The sequence below is a fragment of the Mycobacterium sp. genome (genome assembly GCF_032162105.1).
Classification (GTDB): domain Bacteria; phylum Actinomycetota; class Actinomycetes; order Mycobacteriales; family Mycobacteriaceae; genus Mycobacterium.
The window spans coordinates 1-14,154 of sequence record NZ_JAVRPS010000078.1 but is presented as its reverse complement, the minus strand read 5'-3'; the positions used below and the strand labels follow the sequence as shown (position 1 = coordinate 14,154).

The window sequence follows — 14,154 nt, the reverse complement described above, 5'->3', positions numbered from 1 at the left end:
TTGTCGCGACGCCGCCCGGTGTCGAATCACTCCTGCGACAACACGGCGCGGTCCGAGAAACACGGTTGACCCTCGCGTGGGCAGAGAAAGGGCGCGGATTCGGCCTTACCGACGCATTGTCCGCAGGCTTGACAGTCGTCACCGACGCGACGATCACGGGCGGCAAGACGCTCGTCGTCGACGCCGCCAAGGTCAGCGGATTCGTGATCGTCGCGCACGATCATGATGGCCCGCAGATGGTTTACGTCGACGCGTCCGACGTCCGTGTGTACCCGCACTCGACCCTGGACGGTTCCAGACCGCTCGCCGACATCGAATTGGCTGCCGCATCAGCACTCCCGCTGATCCCGTCGGCGGATGTCGCGGACATTGTCGCCTCCATGGAACATCGGGCGTATGCGCTGACCGCCGCCGAGGCCCTCGGCGTCGGACGGTCGGCGCTCGATCTAGGATTGACTCACGCGCGCGAGCGGAGTCAATTCGGAAAGCCCATCGGCGCCTACCAAGCGGTATCGCACCGGCTGGTCGATGCATACGCCGAACTCGAACTCGCTCGGTCACTTACATACTGGGCGATACACAGCCTGCAGACGGCCGACAACGACCGCGCGGCTGCGTGCGCCGCCGCGAAGGTTGCCGCGACCGCCGCGGCCGTTCACACCTGCGAGACGACGATCCAAATCACCGGCGGTCTCGGCATGACCTGGGATCACACCGCCCACCGACTTTATAAACGAGCCATGTCCCTACAGTCCTACTTGGCCGGCGAGCGGCGCCTGTACCAAGACATCGCCGATGCGATTCTTCTCCGAGGCGCCTAATATCCACGCACGATCACCTCCGCGAGCGCTCACTTCGTGCTGATGACGCCACAGGCTCGATGATGTGGTCGACCCAGCCCTTGAGAACGAAGTTGTACAACTGAGGCCGAGCAGGACCGTGTGCGACCCGCGTTGTTGGCGACTAGCTCATGCGGCCAACTTCTAATTATGCTAGTCACTTGTATTTACTAGTCTATAGCGGTAATAATTGTTTGGGTGACTGTTCCTCTAGATCTGCGTACTGCACTCGAACAAGCCGTGGTCGAGAGTTTCACGACCGTCGACTCGGCCACACCTAAACACCCACACAGCCTCACGCGCCACACCGCGCGAGCGTGGGGCCACAAGAACGTGCGGTGCAATGCCGTGGCGCCCGGCAAAGTCCTCAGCGGCAAGGGCATGACTACCACGCCGCAGGGATACAACCAGTCAATGTTGGACCGAATGTGCCTGCCGCGGCTGGGTCAGCCCCAAGATCTCGCATCGACGCTCGCTTTCCTGCTGTCTGACGAATCGAGCTGGATTACCGGCCAGATTCTCTCCGTCGACGGCGGATTGATGTTGCGCGAGTAGCCATCACGAAGGTGACAGTCAGCGATCGACCGTTCGTTCCGGTCACGCCGGGTCGAAGCCCGGAGTCAATCATCAGCGACCGTCGATTGTGTTGACTTTGACGCCTCGATGTCGTCGAGTGCCGCCTGGAGGAGTCGGCTGGGGTCGGTTTGGTCCCCGTCCAGCACGAACAGGTAGGCCGAGCCGATGGTGAGTGCCAGGAGCTCCCTGGCCTTCGTCTCGGGCCGGACTGTGGGCCGGATGGAGCCGTCAGCGATGCCTTCGGCGACGTGCGCCCGGAAGTTGCGTTCGACGTCCCGTAGCCACGCTGCGATGCGAGGCTGGAGCTCGGGGATCGAGGTGCCGGCTTCGAGATTCAGGACGAAGACCGCTCGCAGGAACACGGACGATTCGTCGGCGAGCTCCTTGAGTGCGTGCGCTGACGCGCGCAGTCGAGCGAGCCCAGTGGCGTCCGACGGCGCCGGAGCACTGATGAGCCGGTGCTGGTAATCACTGGTGAGGATGTCGGCGATGAGTCCGGCCTTCGAGCCGAAGCGCACTCGGACCATCTCCCGGCTGTAGCCGGCCCGCTCGGCGATCTGCGCTGCGGTGGTCCGGTGGTAACCCTGCTCGGCGACGAGCTGGGCAGCCGCTTCGAGCAGGCGATGGGTGGACTGGTCGACCCGCTCGGCTTGCGTCGGCCGTTGGAACGAGGCGGGCATTCCACGATTCTGCTCGCCCGATCCGCTACGGGCTGGTTTGGCCCTGCCGGTAGGCGGTGACGACCGGGGCCAGTTCGCTGGGCGCGGCGCCGTGGAGGATCACGGCGTCGGCACCGAGGGCGCGCTGGCGGCGGATGGCGCGGGCGCACGCCTGGGGTGTGCCCGTAGCCGCGGCCGCGAGCCACTCCCCGGGGATGAGTGTGGCGACGTGCTCGAGCTGCTCGGTCGTGGCGTGCCCGTCGATCGAAGTGCTGAAGCCAGCGACGAGCGGGTCGGCGCGGAAGCGGGCCAGTGCCGCCGGGTCCCAGCCGTTGGTTTCGACGAGCAGGTCGCCGTAGGCCTGCAGGTAGGTGGCGAGCCGCCCGACGGACTTCTTGAGCCGGAGCGGCTCGGGGATGTGATCGCCGATCGTGGCGTAACAGGACCACACCCGCACGTCGGCGGGGTCGCGACCGGCATGGGCGGCCGCGTCCTTCACGATCCCGACGCAGCGAGCCAAGGTCTCATCGGTGAAGTAGGTGTGCAAGATGACGTCGTCGAACAATCGGCCGCCGAGGGCGAGCGAGTTGGGACCGAACGCCACCAGGCCCAGTGGGATGGTCTCGTCGAAGCCCGGATCGAGATGCAGTAACGGATAGGACCCGGCTGGGCCGTTGTGGCCGATGATCGCCTCCCCCTTCCACAGGCGGCGCATCAGGCCGACGAAGTCCTCGAGCTGGGCCGTGGTGATGCGGGACAGCCCCATGGCGTCAAGAAGGAGTGGGATGCCGCGACCGAGGCCAAGCGTGAAGCGCCCCCCGGTCATGCGATGCATCGTCGTGGCGTAGGAGGCGGTCACGATCGGATGGCGAGTGTTGTGGTTGGTGGCCGCGGTGATGATGCGCAGACGACTGGAGACCGCAGCGGCGGCGCCCGACAGGGTCACCGCCTCCTTGAGGTCGAACCGCTCGGAGATGAATACAGCGCCGAGTCCGAGATCCTCCGCGTCGCGAACCTCGTCGATGAGGGCACGGGGCCACTCCGGCGCCCCAGCCAAGCCATAGAAGCCAAGTTCGGGCAGTAGCTCCTGCATCCCGTCAGCCTATGCAGATAGTTGCGTGAAGGCAAATAAAGACGGTACGGTCGCACGCATGGGTCCGGTGGTCGGGAGTTCATCTGCGTCGATGCCGATTTCGATTGCGGAGGTGACACCCGACTGGTTGACTGCAGTGCTGCGGGCCGATGGTGCGATCGCAGCTGAGGGCATTGTGACGGGGGTCGCCACCGAGCAGATCGCAGTCGGCACTGGCTTCCTGTCCGACCTATTTCGCCTACGTCTGCAGGGCGACGGGCCCGACAGCCTCATCCTCAAAATTCCTGCGACGTCCGCGCTGTACCGGGCCACGGCCCAGGGCGCCAACGTGTACGAGCGCGAGGTCGTGTTCTACCGGGACCTGGCGAGGTCCTGCCCGCTGCGCACACCCCATGCGTACTACGCGGAGTTCGAGGAGTCCGGGGCCATGGTGCTCTTGCTCGAAGATCTGCGTCTCCTCGAAGCGCCCGACCATCTCGAGGGCCTGCAACTCGGCCGGGCCGGCCTGGTGATCGATCGCCTTGCCGAATTCCACGCCTGGGGAGCGTCGCCCAACCGTCCACCCTTGGATCCAGCGCTCTTCCCCGCAGTGGTCGACCAAGTCGGGCAACTCGGCGCCGTCGTCCCGCTCGGGTGGGAGATCTATCTCGCCAACCGCAGACATGACCACCCACCTGCCGTCGACCTATTGGTTGAACGCCTGCCCGATCTGACCCACGGGCTGGCGGCTTCACTGACAGCTCCGGCCTGCCTCGTCCACGGCGACCTGCGGGTCGACAACCTGTTCTTCGCCGGCAATGACGTAGCCGTCGTGGATTTTCAGTTCTGCACGCGGGCCAGCGGCGTCTACGACGTCGCCTACCTACTCTCGCAGGGCCTGGACTCGACCGTCCGTCGCGGGCGTGACCGCGAGTTGGTCGGCCGCTACGTCCGCGCACTCGGCTCCGCCGGGCTCGTCATCGATGACGACACCGCGTGGGACCAGTATCTGCGGGCCACTGCCCTCCTGGTGGTGTTCCCGCTGGGCGCAATCCTCGGCTGGCCCACGCTCGGTGAGCGAGGGCGAGATCTCGTCCTCACGCTCATCGAACGATGGGCGGCCGCAGCAGTCGACGGCGAGGCCACGGCGCTGGCGTCATGAAGCCGGCCCGGCCGGTGGTCGATGCCTTCAGCTTCGATACCTGGAGCAGGGCGCAGCACCTCGTCTTCACACTGCTGGCGTGATCGCCGACGGCGAACTCGTCGCCATCGTGTGCCGATGCCGATCGCGGACTCATGACGACAACGTACGCACGCGCGGTGCTCGTCCTCGCGAGGAACTCACGTCGGCGGAGGTGCAGCACGGTCGCGCAGCTCGGGGTGCTCTACCCACGCAACCACATCCATCGGAGACTTCTTGCTCGGCGCGGCCGGCTCGAGCAGCTCGAGGTCGAGCTCGACCTTCACCACCTCGCCGAGCATGACGGCACTAACCCCGGGCGGGAGCTGGACATCGATGCCGAAGTCTTTGCGGCGGACCTCCATCGTGGCCGCGAAGCCGGCGTGGCGGGGACCGCCCGGGACGCTCTCGATGCCGCCGAACTCGACGCCGAGGACGGTCGGACGGGTGACCTCGCCGATCGTCAGCTCGCCGTCGACCCGGTACTCCGAGCCTGCACCGGTGACCCGAGTGGAGCGGAACACCATGGTCGGACGCTTGGCGACATCGAAGAGGGCAGGTGACAACACGTTCTTGTCGCGGTCGGCGTTGGCCGTGTCGATCGATGCGACGTCGACGGTTGCGGTGAGGGTGGTCGTGTCGAGTGTGTCGCCGATGACAATCTCGGCGTCGAAGCGGTTGAAGCGACCCCGCACCTTGGACACGCCGAGGTGCCGGATAGCGAACCCGACGAACGAGTGGTGGGGGTCGACCGCCCACCGGCCGGGGATCAAAGGCAGCGAGACGCCAGTGGTTGATGCGGTGGTCATGGCTGGAACGCTCCTCGATGGTGGCAGTGGCCGAGAGGCGACCGTTGGCAGCCCGGACTCCTGATGGCCTCGGGCAAGCGTCTCCCGATATATACAAATTACAGCATAACGCCAGTCACTAGCAATACAGTGTCGCTCGCATTTTACCCGGTGAGCTCGGCGACGAAACTTTGGACGAGGTCGATGATGCGATCAACGGCCTCTTCGGCGGAGCTGGGCACGTCGCCGGTCTGCACCACGTAATTGCGATACCAGTTGGCGGCGAGGATGCAGGAGGCGGCGAGCAGGTACGGTCGGCTGTCACGTGCTGGGTTAACAGCCATACGGTCGGCGATGGCCAGAGCCACCTCGCCGATCAGTGCCTCGCGAACGGCGAGCCCTTGGGCCCGGACGCTGTGGGAAGACTTGGTGAGCTCGGCGCGGTGGCGCTCGTTGTCGATGTCGACCATCAAATTCGCCGCGAGGTCCTTGATGCCCATGCGCATCGTCTCAAGCAGGGGCAGCTCGGCCGGCTGGGCGCGCACGGCGTCACCGAGGCGGCCGGTCCAGTCGCCGAGGTCCGAGAAGATCACCGCCTCCTTGGAGCCGAAGTGGCGGTAGAAGGTCGAGGGGTCGACATCGGCGCGATCCGCGATGTCGTTCACGGTGACGGCGTCGAAACCCCGTTCGGCAAAGAGCTCGAGCGCGACGGCCGCCAGGCCATTTCGCGTCTCGAGGCGCTTTCGGTCACGCCGACCCAGCGGCGGGCCGACGTAGGCTTTCTCGGACACTGCGGGCTCCCGCCTCAAAGGGGACTTGTAAATGTTAGTCCCTCGCATAGTCGAGTCGCTTCCGACTTCGGCGAGCCGATCGCTTTGCGGCGCTAACCCGCGGGGGTCAAGTTCCGGAAGTGCCGGTCGCGTACTGGTCGCGACCAATCGTCATCAGCTCGGCGAGCGGTGCTCCGGCCTGGTAGCCGGCCAGCAGCTCCTCCGGGTCGAAGGGCCAGCCGACCGGATTGGCGGCGAACTCCGGGCTGTGGATCCACTCGTCGGCCAGCTCCATCGGCATCGTCTCGACCATCATCTCGTTCTTGTGGCCGTCAGGATCGGCGTAGTAGATGCTTACCGTTGCACCGTGGTTCATGCAGTACACCGGCTTGAAGCCCGCGGCCTTGGCCCGCACGTACATGCCGAGGAGCCCGCCAAGCGACTCGAAGACGAACGCGAGGTGCTCGAGGCCCGGGGCGATGGCGACGTCCACCCCGACGGTGCCGGTGGCGTCGGCGACGCGGATGTCCTCGCCCGCCCTCTTTTCGGCCAGCTCGGGTACGGCGACGAACGCAAGGCGGTGGTGCTCCTCGTCATAGGTGATCGCGGCCCCGTAGGGGCGCTGGTCGAAGACCATGCGGGCATTGAGCAGCAGCTGGTAATGGCGGATCGTGTCGTCCAGATGGGCGGTGCGCAGCACCGCGTGGGCCAGCTTGTAGGGCGCGACCGGCGCGGTCGGCAAGGTCCTAGCCATGGAGACTCCTCGGGTGGATGGCCATTAGGGCGTCGGGCGAAAGTGCCCGATAGATGCAAGTTACAGTGTTACGCAAGTTGCTTGCAATGCCCAGTTGCTTGTACCCTCCGAGCAATGCCCGGACCGCGCATCCCACCCATGCCTGCCGACCAGCTCGAGGCGGAGCACGCCGATCTCCTCGACAGGATCAACCGTGACGGGACCGGGGCGAGCAACGTCGTAACCACGCTCCTGCGCCACCCCCAGCTGTTCCGCCTGTGGGCGCCGCTCTCCGGTGGGCTGCTCTACGGTTCGCTCCTCCCCCATCGTGATCGCGAGCTGCTCATCCTGCGCACCGCCTCGAACTGCCATGCCGACTACGAGTGGGCCCACCACGTCGTGATCGGCAAACAGGCGGGCCTCACCGGCGAGGAGATCGAGCACGTCCGCGACGGCCCGACCGACGAGAGCTGGAGCCTCGACGACGCTCTCCTGCTGACCGCGGCCGACGAGCTCCACCACGACAGCCAGATCAGCGACACGACATGGGCCGCGCTCGCGGCTCGCTACGACGAGAAGCAGCTGATCGAGCTCCCGGTCCTGGTGGGCCAGTACCACGTGGTCGCCTTTAGCCTGAACTCCTTCGGCGTCGAGCTCGAACCCGGCTTCTGACGCCGGACCGCGCGTTCAACCCACCACGAGGTCGTGGCCGAACTGTGGCACGACGGCGCAGTCGGTCGCGGTCTCACCAGCGGCCTGCCGCTCAGAAGGAGCACGGGCATCGGCCGGGTTGCGGAGCCACCGCCACATCTTCCGAATGTCGAACGGAAGGTTGCCGGCTGACCGCCCGTGCTCGTTCTTGAAGTAGTTCTGCGCGCGGGGGTCGGTATACATCTTGGTGGCCTCCACGCGATCCAGTTCGTCGTTGTATCGCCGGTACGCGTCCATGGTCACCTCCACCACGGACCGGTGCTCGTCCGCGGCCAGGTGTGCGAGGCACCCGAGGATGAATCTAGTCACGATCTCCTCGACATCGACGATTCCGAGACCCCCGGTGGCGTTGGTGTTCGGCCCGTAGAGCATGAAGAAATTGGGAAACCCCGGCAGCATCGTTCCTAGGTAGGCGCGAGCACCATCCTTCTCCCACAGCTCCTCGACACGCCTGCCGCCGCGTCCGCGCACCTCCATGGGCCACAGGAAGTCGTTCGCTTTGAAGCCCGTCGCCAAGACGATGGCATCGACCGGGTACGTGCCGTCGCCGTCGACCTCGATCGCAGTCGGCGTGATGCGTCGGATCGGATCCGTCACCAGCGTGACGTCGGGTCTGAGTACTGCGTCGTAGATGCTGTTCTTGTCGTCGATCAGCACCGGTCGCGATGACATTGGTGGCGCGCCGGGCAGCATTTTGTCGAGGAGTTCAGGGCGATCGGCGAACTTCTTACGCAGAAACTCGAGGCGGCCCTCACGCAGCCGGTGGTTCCACTCGCTCCTGGTGTGCGGATCGTCGAACGCGGGATCGATCTCGAATGCGCGCATCATGCCTTGTGGCCCGAAGGGCCAGCTGGACCGGAAGCGCATGAAGTTGGTGTGGAACGGCATGTTGCGGTCCAGCCAGCTCACCTGCGGCGGGAAGGTGGCCAGGTATCCGGGAACCGCGAAACACCAGCTGGGCGTGCGTTGGAAGACATACATGTGGCCGGTGGACTTGGCCAGTTCGGGCACCAGTTGGTAGCCGGTGCATCCTGTTCCGATCACCGCGACGTGCTTGCCGGTGAGGTCGGCTCGCTCAGGCCAGCGGGCGGTGTGGAAGGTGGCGCCGGCGAATTCGTCGAGACCCTCGATGGCGGGAACGTTGGGGCGCGAGAGGAATCCCACCGCGCTGATCACCGCGTTCGCTCGCCATCGGCGGACTCCATCAGGACCTGTCGCGCCGATCTCCCAGACCGCGTCGTCGTCGTTCCAGATCAGCGAGGTGACCTCGGTGTCGAACTCGATGTGCTTGCGGACGTCGAAGTGATCAGCGACCCAGTTGAAGTACTTCTCGTTGGCCGACTGATCGGAGAAGGCGCCTGGAAGTGCGAAGTCGACGCCGTAAATATGGGTATAGGCGCGGCTGGGTGAATCGACCCGGGCGCCGGGATAGCGGTTCTCGTACCACGTCCCCCCCACCCCTGAGTTCTTCTCGAGAAGGGTGAACGGAATTCCCGCGTGCTTCAACTGGACGGCGGCATTGAGCCCGCCCATACCGGCGCCGATAACCGCGACCGTGAACTGTTGGAGGCGTTCTGGGGAGGGCCGCTGCTCGTGCCAGACGTGACCCCGCGCCCACGGGTCCAAAGCCAGCTGTTCGAGCCACATGTCGATTTCGGTGTCGGGTATGTCGGCTCCGGCGGCCAGACCCAGGCTGCGTTGCAGACGCGTCTGTGGGCCGACGGAGATGTCGCCGGCCCCACGGTCACGGTAGGCCTTCAAGAACTCGGCAGCCTTGGACTGAATCAGCGCCACCGCCGCCCGACTGGCCGGCATCTGCGCTTCGAGGAAGCCGAACTGTACTGACGCGACTTCGGTGCGTTGCAGGCTCTCATCGCCCGTGAGTTGGTAGATGAGACCGCGTAACACCATGGGATCGGCGTACTTCACCGCGTCCTCGATCATCTCATCGGTGGCCTCGAGCAATTCTGGCCGTTCGGTCATCTGTGCGCCGCTCCTGTCCTGTTCGCGTTCAGGTGCCGCGGGCGAGGTCGGTTGGCCGACGGTCATGGACGCTGCTCGCAGGCCGGCGCGGCGGCGACTTCGTTCCGCAGTGGGGGTAGAGCGCCGACGGTGACTTCGACGACGTCGCCGGCCGAAAGGAACTGCGCCTGAACGAATCCGACGCCGGCAGGTGACCCGGTGAGAATCACGTCGCCGGGGTGCAGTGCGACGGACTGGGAGACGGTGGCGACGATCTCGGGTATGGCGAAGATCAGTTCGTCGGTGTCTGCTTCCTGCCGCACCTCGCCGTTGACCGTCGTCGTGATCGACAACGTCCCGCGCGCCTGGTCACCGGTGATCAGCCCCGGACCCAGCGGCTTGAACGACGGGAAGGTCTTGGCGGTCGTGTAGTCCCCGTTGGCCAACCCCGCCATCTGCACGTCCCGGGCGCTCACATCGTTGGCCGCCGTGACTCCGGCGATGAAGGTCCAGGCCAACGCCGGATCGACGTCGCGGGCCTCGCGACCGATGACGATGGCGACGTCGCCCTCGTAGTCCACTTGGCCCGGCGCCTCGGCAGGCAGCACGATCGGAGTCTCCGGTCCCGCGGCGGCCTCGACGCGATCGCTGACGAAGAACATCATCGCCTCGGGGACCGGCTGACCGATCTCCGCGACATGCGAGCGATAGTTGAGCCCGACGATTACGATCTGCGCCGGCACCGTCGGGGCGAGCAGCACCGCGTCGGACAAGGCGACTCGCTCCTTGCCCGGTGCGCCGGAGATGTCGTCGGACATCGCCCACGCGAGGACGTCGGCCGTCCCGTCAAGGACGACCAACTCGTCGCCGTCGCGGCGGGCCGCACCCAAAGTGGTCTGAAAGAGCTGCACGGGGCTAGGCCGGCGGCGCGTCGAGGACGGGTGTGATCGTGCGGGACGCGAGGCGCCAGCCATCCGGCGTCCGTGCCCAGCGGTCGGCGAAGTCGGCGATGGTGCGCGTGGTGACCTCCGCGCCTTCGTCTCGGCGATGAACGCACATCACGAACGCGATGTCTACGGCATCGCCATCGACATCGAGGACCCGCAGGTTGCTCCACTGATGCCGCGTCTCATACGGTGCCGCAACCCGAACGCTCATCATCTTCTGGAACTGCTCCAGGTCAAGGTCGATCCCCGGCCCGTGCAGCGCGAACCCTTCGGCGCACAGCTTCGGCACCCGATCGGCTTCGCCATGGTCAACCCACGCGAAGGTCTCGCTGAGGAGCTGCTCGATTTCCTTGCGCTCGGATGGTTCAACTAACATGCAAGTCAACCTACGTGCGCCAGTAACTTGCAGTCAACAGTTACTTGCATAATCATCACTCACTGGGCACCGCCACCACCTTCGACGGAGGACCACATGACACGACACCGCGCGATCGGCCAAGGGCTCCCGCTATGAAGCCGGCCATCTGTGAGAAGTTCGGTATCGATTTCCCGCTCTTCGCGTTCAGTCATTGCCGCGATGTCGTTGCGGCGGTGACGAATGCCGGCGGATTCGGCGTGCTCGGCGCGGTCGCGTACACCCCGGATCAGCTCGAGCAGGAGCTGTCCTGGATCGACGAGCACGTGCACGGCAAGCCGTACGGCGCCGACATCATCGTGCCGGGGAAGTTCGAGGGCAAGGGCGAGAAACTGTCCCGCGACCAGCTGGCCGAGCGGATCCCCGACGACTATCGACGCTTCGTCGCCGAACTACTGGCCCGCCACGACATCGACACCGAGCAGACGGCGCGGGTCGGCGCACCGGCGCTGACCGGTGACACCGGCCGCGCGCTGCTGGAGGTGGCGATGAGCCACCCCATCAAGTTGATCGCCAACGCGCTCGGCGTGCCGCCGGACTACATGATCGAGGCGGGAAAGGAGCGTGGCATCCCGGTCGCCGCGCTGGTCGGAGCCAAGGAGCACGCCGTCAAGCAGGTCAACGCCGGCGTGGACCTGCTCGTCGCCCAGGGCACCGAAGCCGGCGGGCACTGCGGCGAGGTCACCACCATGGTCCTGATTCCCGAAGTTCTGGAGGCCATCGACGACGCCATCCCGGTGCTCGCCGCCGGCGGCATCGTCACCGGCAGGCAGATGGCCGCCGCGGTCGCGATGGGTGCGGCCGGTGCCTGGACGGGCTCGGTGTGGCTCACCACCGAGGAAGCCGAGACCGCGCCGCACACCGTCGAAAGGATGCTCGCCGCGACCTCACGCGACACCATCCGTTCCGCGGGTCGCACCGGAAAGCCGTCCCGGCAACTGGTGTCGGAATGGACCGATGCCTGGCAGCCCCACGACGGCGGTAAGCAGCCGCTGCCACTGCCGTTGCAGTCAATGATCAGCGAGCCCGCGCTGCGCCGCATCGACGCGTTGGCCGCCAAAGGTCATCCGGGCGCGCAGGCGTTGGCCACATACTGGGTCGGGCAGGGCGTCGGCTTGATGAACAAGGAGATGCCGGCCCGCGACGTGGTGATCGCGTTCATCGAGGACTACCTCGCCGCCACGGAGCGACTGAGTAACTCGCTGCCGGAGTAGCGCTGCGAGCGCCACGACATCTTCCCCCCGGGCAGGCGCTCGGCGGCACCATCTTCGACGAGGACGACACATGACGCGAAACATGAACGGTGGCCAAGCCCTGATCCGCACGCTCGTCGACTGCGGCGTCGACACGTGCTTCATGAACCCGGGCACGTCGGAAATGCACTTCGTCGCCGCCCTCGATGCCGTGCCCGAGATGCGCAGCGTGCTCGCGCTCTTCGAGGGTGTCGCCACCGGCGCTGCCGACGGCTACGGTCGAATGGCCGGGCGCCCGGCCGCCACGGTGCTGCACCTCGGGCCCGGGTTGGGCAACGGCCTGGCCAACTTGCACAACGCCCGCAAGGCCCGCACGCCGATCGTCAACATCGTCGGCGACCACGCCACCTACCACAAGCAGTTCGACGCCCAGCTCGAGTCCGACATCGAGACCGTGGCGCGAAACGTGTCGACGTTCATCCGCTGGTCGGCCAAGCCCGGCGAGGTCGGCGCCGACGCGGCCGAGGCCGTCTCGGTGGCCAGCGGCCCGCCGGGACAGGTGGCCACGCTCGTGCTGCCGGCCGACGTGTCGTGGTCGGAGGGCGGCGTGGCCGGTCGGCTGCCCGCTCCTGCGCGGCGCGAGCCGCCCGACGACGCGGCGATCACCGAGATCGCCGCCGCGCTGCAATCGGGTGAGCCCGCCTGCGTCTTCGTGGGCGGACGGGCGTGCCGAGCCGAGCTGCTGGCCCAGGCGTCGGGCATCGCCGCCGCTACCGGCGCCAAGCTGCTGTGTGAGACGTTCCCCGCGCGGCTCGAGCGTGGCGCCGGGCGGGCGCCGATCGACCGCCTCGCCTACCTCGCCGAGCTGGCGGCGATGCAGCTCGACGGCCTGCGCCACATCGTGCTCGTCGACGCCAGAGCACCGGTCTCGTTCTTCGCCTACCCGGGCAAGGCCAGCGACCTGGTGCCCCAGGGCTGCCGCGTCCACGTGCTCGCCGCGCCCGACGGCGACCTCGCCACCGCGCTGGCCATGCTCGCCGAACGCGTCGGGGCATCGACCGCGCCCGTGCAACAAGCAACCGCGCCCGAGCTGCCGACCGGTGCGCTCACCGCCGACGCCGTCTGCGCCGCGCTCGGAGCGCTGATGCCCGAGGGTGCGATCGTCTCCGACGAGGGCAACACCTCGGGGCTGTCGGCAGCGGGATACTCCGCGGGCTCCCCTCCGCATGACTGGCTGTGCCTCACCGGCGGGGCCATCGGCCAAGGGCTCCCGGTGGCGGTCGGCGCGGCCGTCGCGTGCCCCGACCGCAAGGTGATCGCGCTCGAGTCCGACGGCAGCGCGCTCTACACCATGCAGTCGTGGTGGACGATGGCCCGCGAAAGCCTCAACGTCACCACAATCCTGTTCAACAACCGGTCCTACGCGATACTCAACATGGAGCTGAGCCGGGTCGGTGCCGAGGCCGGCGGCCCGAGGGCCAAGGACATGCTCGACCTGTCCCGCCCCGACATGGACTTCACGGCCATGGCCAAGGGCCTCGGTGTCGACGCCACTCGGGCGACGACGGCCGATGAATTCGTCGACCAGCTCGGCCGCGCGCTCGCCACCCCGGGTCCCACCGTCATCGAAGCGATGGTCCCCTCGATCCTCTGACCCGCGTCAAAGAATCCAAACATCGCCTGAACCCCCAACAGCGACAACGAGGTCGGCCACTCGACGCCTGCTACAGCGTGATCCGATCGACCTCGGCCATATCGGCGTCGGTCAGAACCCAGCCGGCGGCAGTAGCGTTGGACTTCACCTGCGCGGCCGACGTCGCCCCGGCGATCACCGTCGCCACCTTGGGCAGACAGGCCAGCCACGACATCGCCAGTTCGACCAGCGTGTGCCCACGCTCGGCGGCGAACGCCTCGAGCGCCTCAACGATGTCGAAGTTCTTCTCGTTGAGCACCGAGTCGCGGTAGGCCTGGAACATTGCGGCCCTGCGCTCCTCCGGCGCCGAGCCCATCCGGGTGCCGGAGGGCGGTTCGACGCCCCGTCGATATTTGCCGGTGAGCATGCCACTCGCCAGTGGGAAGTACGGGAGTACCGCCATATCGTTGCGCTCGGCCGTGGCGATCAATTCGGCACCGCGGGCGGGTCGCGCTTCGAGAGTGCTGGCGTGCGCACCGGAGGTCTCCCGCCGAAGCAAGCTGAGTTCGTTCTCCACCGCCACGAACCGCGCCGTACCCGTGCTCGCAGACGCCTTCGCCGCTTCGTCGATCTGGCTGGACGCGAAGTTGGAGCACGCGATCTCGATCACCTTGCC

15 protein-coding genes are annotated in these 14,154 nt (G+C 66.7%); 6 read left to right on the top strand and 9 right to left on the bottom strand.

All coding sequences use genetic code 11. The annotated features are described in order from the left end of the window. On the top strand, positions 1 to 821 hold an 821-nt coding region (locus QOC69_RS03895), incomplete at its 5' end, for an acyl-CoA dehydrogenase family protein (protein ID WP_526436553.1). Positions 822 to 1,037: 216 nt separating this feature from the next. Further along, entirely contained in the window at positions 1,038 to 1,394 is a 357-nt protein-coding gene (locus QOC69_RS03890) for an SDR family NAD(P)-dependent oxidoreductase (RefSeq protein WP_526436551.1), read from the top strand. A 65-nt stretch (positions 1,395 to 1,459) separates the two neighbouring features. Here the strand turns inward: QOC69_RS03890 and QOC69_RS03885 are convergent, their stop codons facing one another. After that, on the bottom strand, positions 1,460 to 2,095 hold the full coding sequence (locus tag QOC69_RS03885; RefSeq protein WP_526436549.1) for a TetR/AcrR family transcriptional regulator: 636 nt from the start codon (positions 2,093 to 2,095) through the stop codon (positions 1,460 to 1,462). Positions 2,096 to 2,120: 25 nt separating this feature from the next. Further along, positions 2,121 to 3,167, bottom strand: coding sequence for a TIGR03857 family LLM class F420-dependent oxidoreductase (locus QOC69_RS03880; RefSeq protein ID WP_526436547.1), 1,047 nt, complete (start codon positions 3,165 to 3,167; stop codon positions 2,121 to 2,123). A 91-nt stretch (positions 3,168 to 3,258) separates the two neighbouring features. Here QOC69_RS03880 and QOC69_RS03875 point away from each other — a divergent pair, with 91 nt between their 5' ends. Next, positions 3,259 to 4,308 carry a phosphotransferase family protein gene (locus QOC69_RS03875; RefSeq protein WP_526436545.1) on the top strand — a complete coding sequence of 350 codons (1,050 nt, stop codon included), beginning with the start codon at positions 3,259 to 3,261 and terminating at the stop codon, positions 4,306 to 4,308. Between the two features lie 179 nt (positions 4,309 to 4,487). Here the strand turns inward: QOC69_RS03875 and QOC69_RS03870 are convergent, their stop codons facing one another. The 3 genes from QOC69_RS03870 to QOC69_RS03860 all read right to left on the bottom strand — a co-directional run bounded on the left by QOC69_RS03870 (position 4,488) and on the right by QOC69_RS03860 (position 6,638). Next, a complete protein-coding gene (locus tag QOC69_RS03870) occupies positions 4,488 to 5,135 on the bottom strand; it encodes a YceI family protein (RefSeq protein ID WP_526436543.1) in 648 nt (215 codons plus the stop codon). A 143-nt stretch (positions 5,136 to 5,278) separates the two neighbouring features. Next, positions 5,279 to 5,953 (bottom strand): TetR/AcrR family transcriptional regulator, encoded by a 675-nt coding sequence (locus tag QOC69_RS03865; RefSeq protein WP_526436557.1) that lies wholly within the window; start codon positions 5,951 to 5,953, stop codon positions 5,279 to 5,281. Positions 5,954 to 6,011: 58 nt separating this feature from the next. Beyond that, positions 6,012 to 6,638, bottom strand: coding sequence for a VOC family protein (locus QOC69_RS03860; RefSeq protein ID WP_526436541.1), 627 nt, complete (start codon positions 6,636 to 6,638; stop codon positions 6,012 to 6,014). Positions 6,639 to 6,752: 114 nt separating this feature from the next. On the opposite strand from QOC69_RS03860, the gene QOC69_RS03855 reads away from it, so the two are divergent. Continuing rightward, entirely contained in the window at positions 6,753 to 7,289 is a 537-nt protein-coding gene (locus tag QOC69_RS03855) for a carboxymuconolactone decarboxylase family protein (protein WP_526436539.1), read from the top strand. A 15-nt stretch (positions 7,290 to 7,304) separates the two neighbouring features. Here the strand turns inward: QOC69_RS03855 and QOC69_RS03850 are convergent, their stop codons facing one another. From QOC69_RS03850 to QOC69_RS03840, 3 genes are all read right to left on the bottom strand, one after another. Next, entirely contained in the window at positions 7,305 to 9,311 is a 2,007-nt protein-coding gene (locus QOC69_RS03850; RefSeq protein ID WP_526436537.1) for a flavin-containing monooxygenase, read from the bottom strand. Positions 9,312 to 9,373: 62 nt separating this feature from the next. Beyond that, entirely contained in the window at positions 9,374 to 10,201 is an 828-nt protein-coding gene (locus QOC69_RS03845) for a fumarylacetoacetate hydrolase family protein (protein WP_526436535.1), read from the bottom strand. A 4-nt stretch (positions 10,202 to 10,205) separates the two neighbouring features. After that, positions 10,206 to 10,613 carry a nuclear transport factor 2 family protein gene (locus QOC69_RS03840; protein WP_526436533.1) on the bottom strand — a complete coding sequence of 136 codons (408 nt, stop codon included), beginning with the start codon at positions 10,611 to 10,613 and terminating at the stop codon, positions 10,206 to 10,208. Positions 10,614 to 10,747: 134 nt separating this feature from the next. Here QOC69_RS03840 and QOC69_RS03835 point away from each other — a divergent pair, with 134 nt between their 5' ends. Both QOC69_RS03835 and QOC69_RS03830 read left to right on the top strand, forming a co-directional pair. Further along, positions 10,748 to 11,866: a nitronate monooxygenase gene (locus tag QOC69_RS03835; protein ID WP_526436531.1), complete on the top strand. Its 1,119-nt coding sequence runs from the start codon at positions 10,748 to 10,750 to the stop codon at positions 11,864 to 11,866. A gap of 82 nt (positions 11,867 to 11,948) precedes the next feature. Continuing rightward, positions 11,949 to 13,499, top strand: a complete 1,551-nt coding sequence (locus QOC69_RS03830; protein WP_526436555.1) for an acetolactate synthase large subunit — start codon at positions 11,949 to 11,951, stop codon at positions 13,497 to 13,499. A 70-nt stretch (positions 13,500 to 13,569) separates the two neighbouring features. On the opposite strand, the gene QOC69_RS03825 is transcribed toward QOC69_RS03830, so the two are convergent. Further along, the coding region (locus QOC69_RS03825) for an aldo/keto reductase (protein ID WP_526436529.1) at positions 13,570 to 14,154 on the bottom strand (585 nt) is incomplete at its 5' end.

Excerpts from the sequence above, each read along its gene's own strand:
- QOC69_RS03885 (WP_526436549.1), bottom strand. The coding sequence starts at position 2,095 with ATGCCCGCCTCGTTCCAACGGCCGACGCAAGCCGAGCGGGTCGACCAG.
- QOC69_RS03830 (WP_526436555.1), top strand. The coding sequence starts at position 11,949 with ATGAACGGTGGCCAAGCCCTGATCCGCACGCTCGTCGACTGCGGCGTC.
- QOC69_RS03870 (WP_526436543.1), bottom strand. The coding sequence starts at position 5,135 with ATGACCACCGCATCAACCACTGGCGTCTCGCTGCCTTTGATCCCCGGC.
- QOC69_RS03835 (WP_526436531.1), top strand. The coding sequence starts at position 10,748 with ATGAAGCCGGCCATCTGTGAGAAGTTCGGTATCGATTTCCCGCTCTTC.
- QOC69_RS03840 (WP_526436533.1), bottom strand. The coding sequence starts at position 10,613 with ATGTTAGTTGAACCATCCGAGCGCAAGGAAATCGAGCAGCTCCTCAGC.
- QOC69_RS03875 (WP_526436545.1), top strand. The coding sequence starts at position 3,259 with ATGCCGATTTCGATTGCGGAGGTGACACCCGACTGGTTGACTGCAGTG.
- QOC69_RS03855 (WP_526436539.1), top strand. The coding sequence starts at position 6,753 with ATGCCCGGACCGCGCATCCCACCCATGCCTGCCGACCAGCTCGAGGCG.
- QOC69_RS03865 (WP_526436557.1), bottom strand. The coding sequence starts at position 5,953 with ATGCGAGGGACTAACATTTACAAGTCCCCTTTGAGGCGGGAGCCCGCA.
- QOC69_RS03880 (WP_526436547.1), bottom strand. The coding sequence starts at position 3,167 with ATGCAGGAGCTACTGCCCGAACTTGGCTTCTATGGCTTGGCTGGGGCG.
- QOC69_RS03850 (WP_526436537.1), bottom strand. The coding sequence starts at position 9,311 with ATGACCGAACGGCCAGAATTGCTCGAGGCCACCGATGAGATGATCGAG.
- QOC69_RS03860 (WP_526436541.1), bottom strand. The coding sequence starts at position 6,638 with ATGGCTAGGACCTTGCCGACCGCGCCGGTCGCGCCCTACAAGCTGGCC.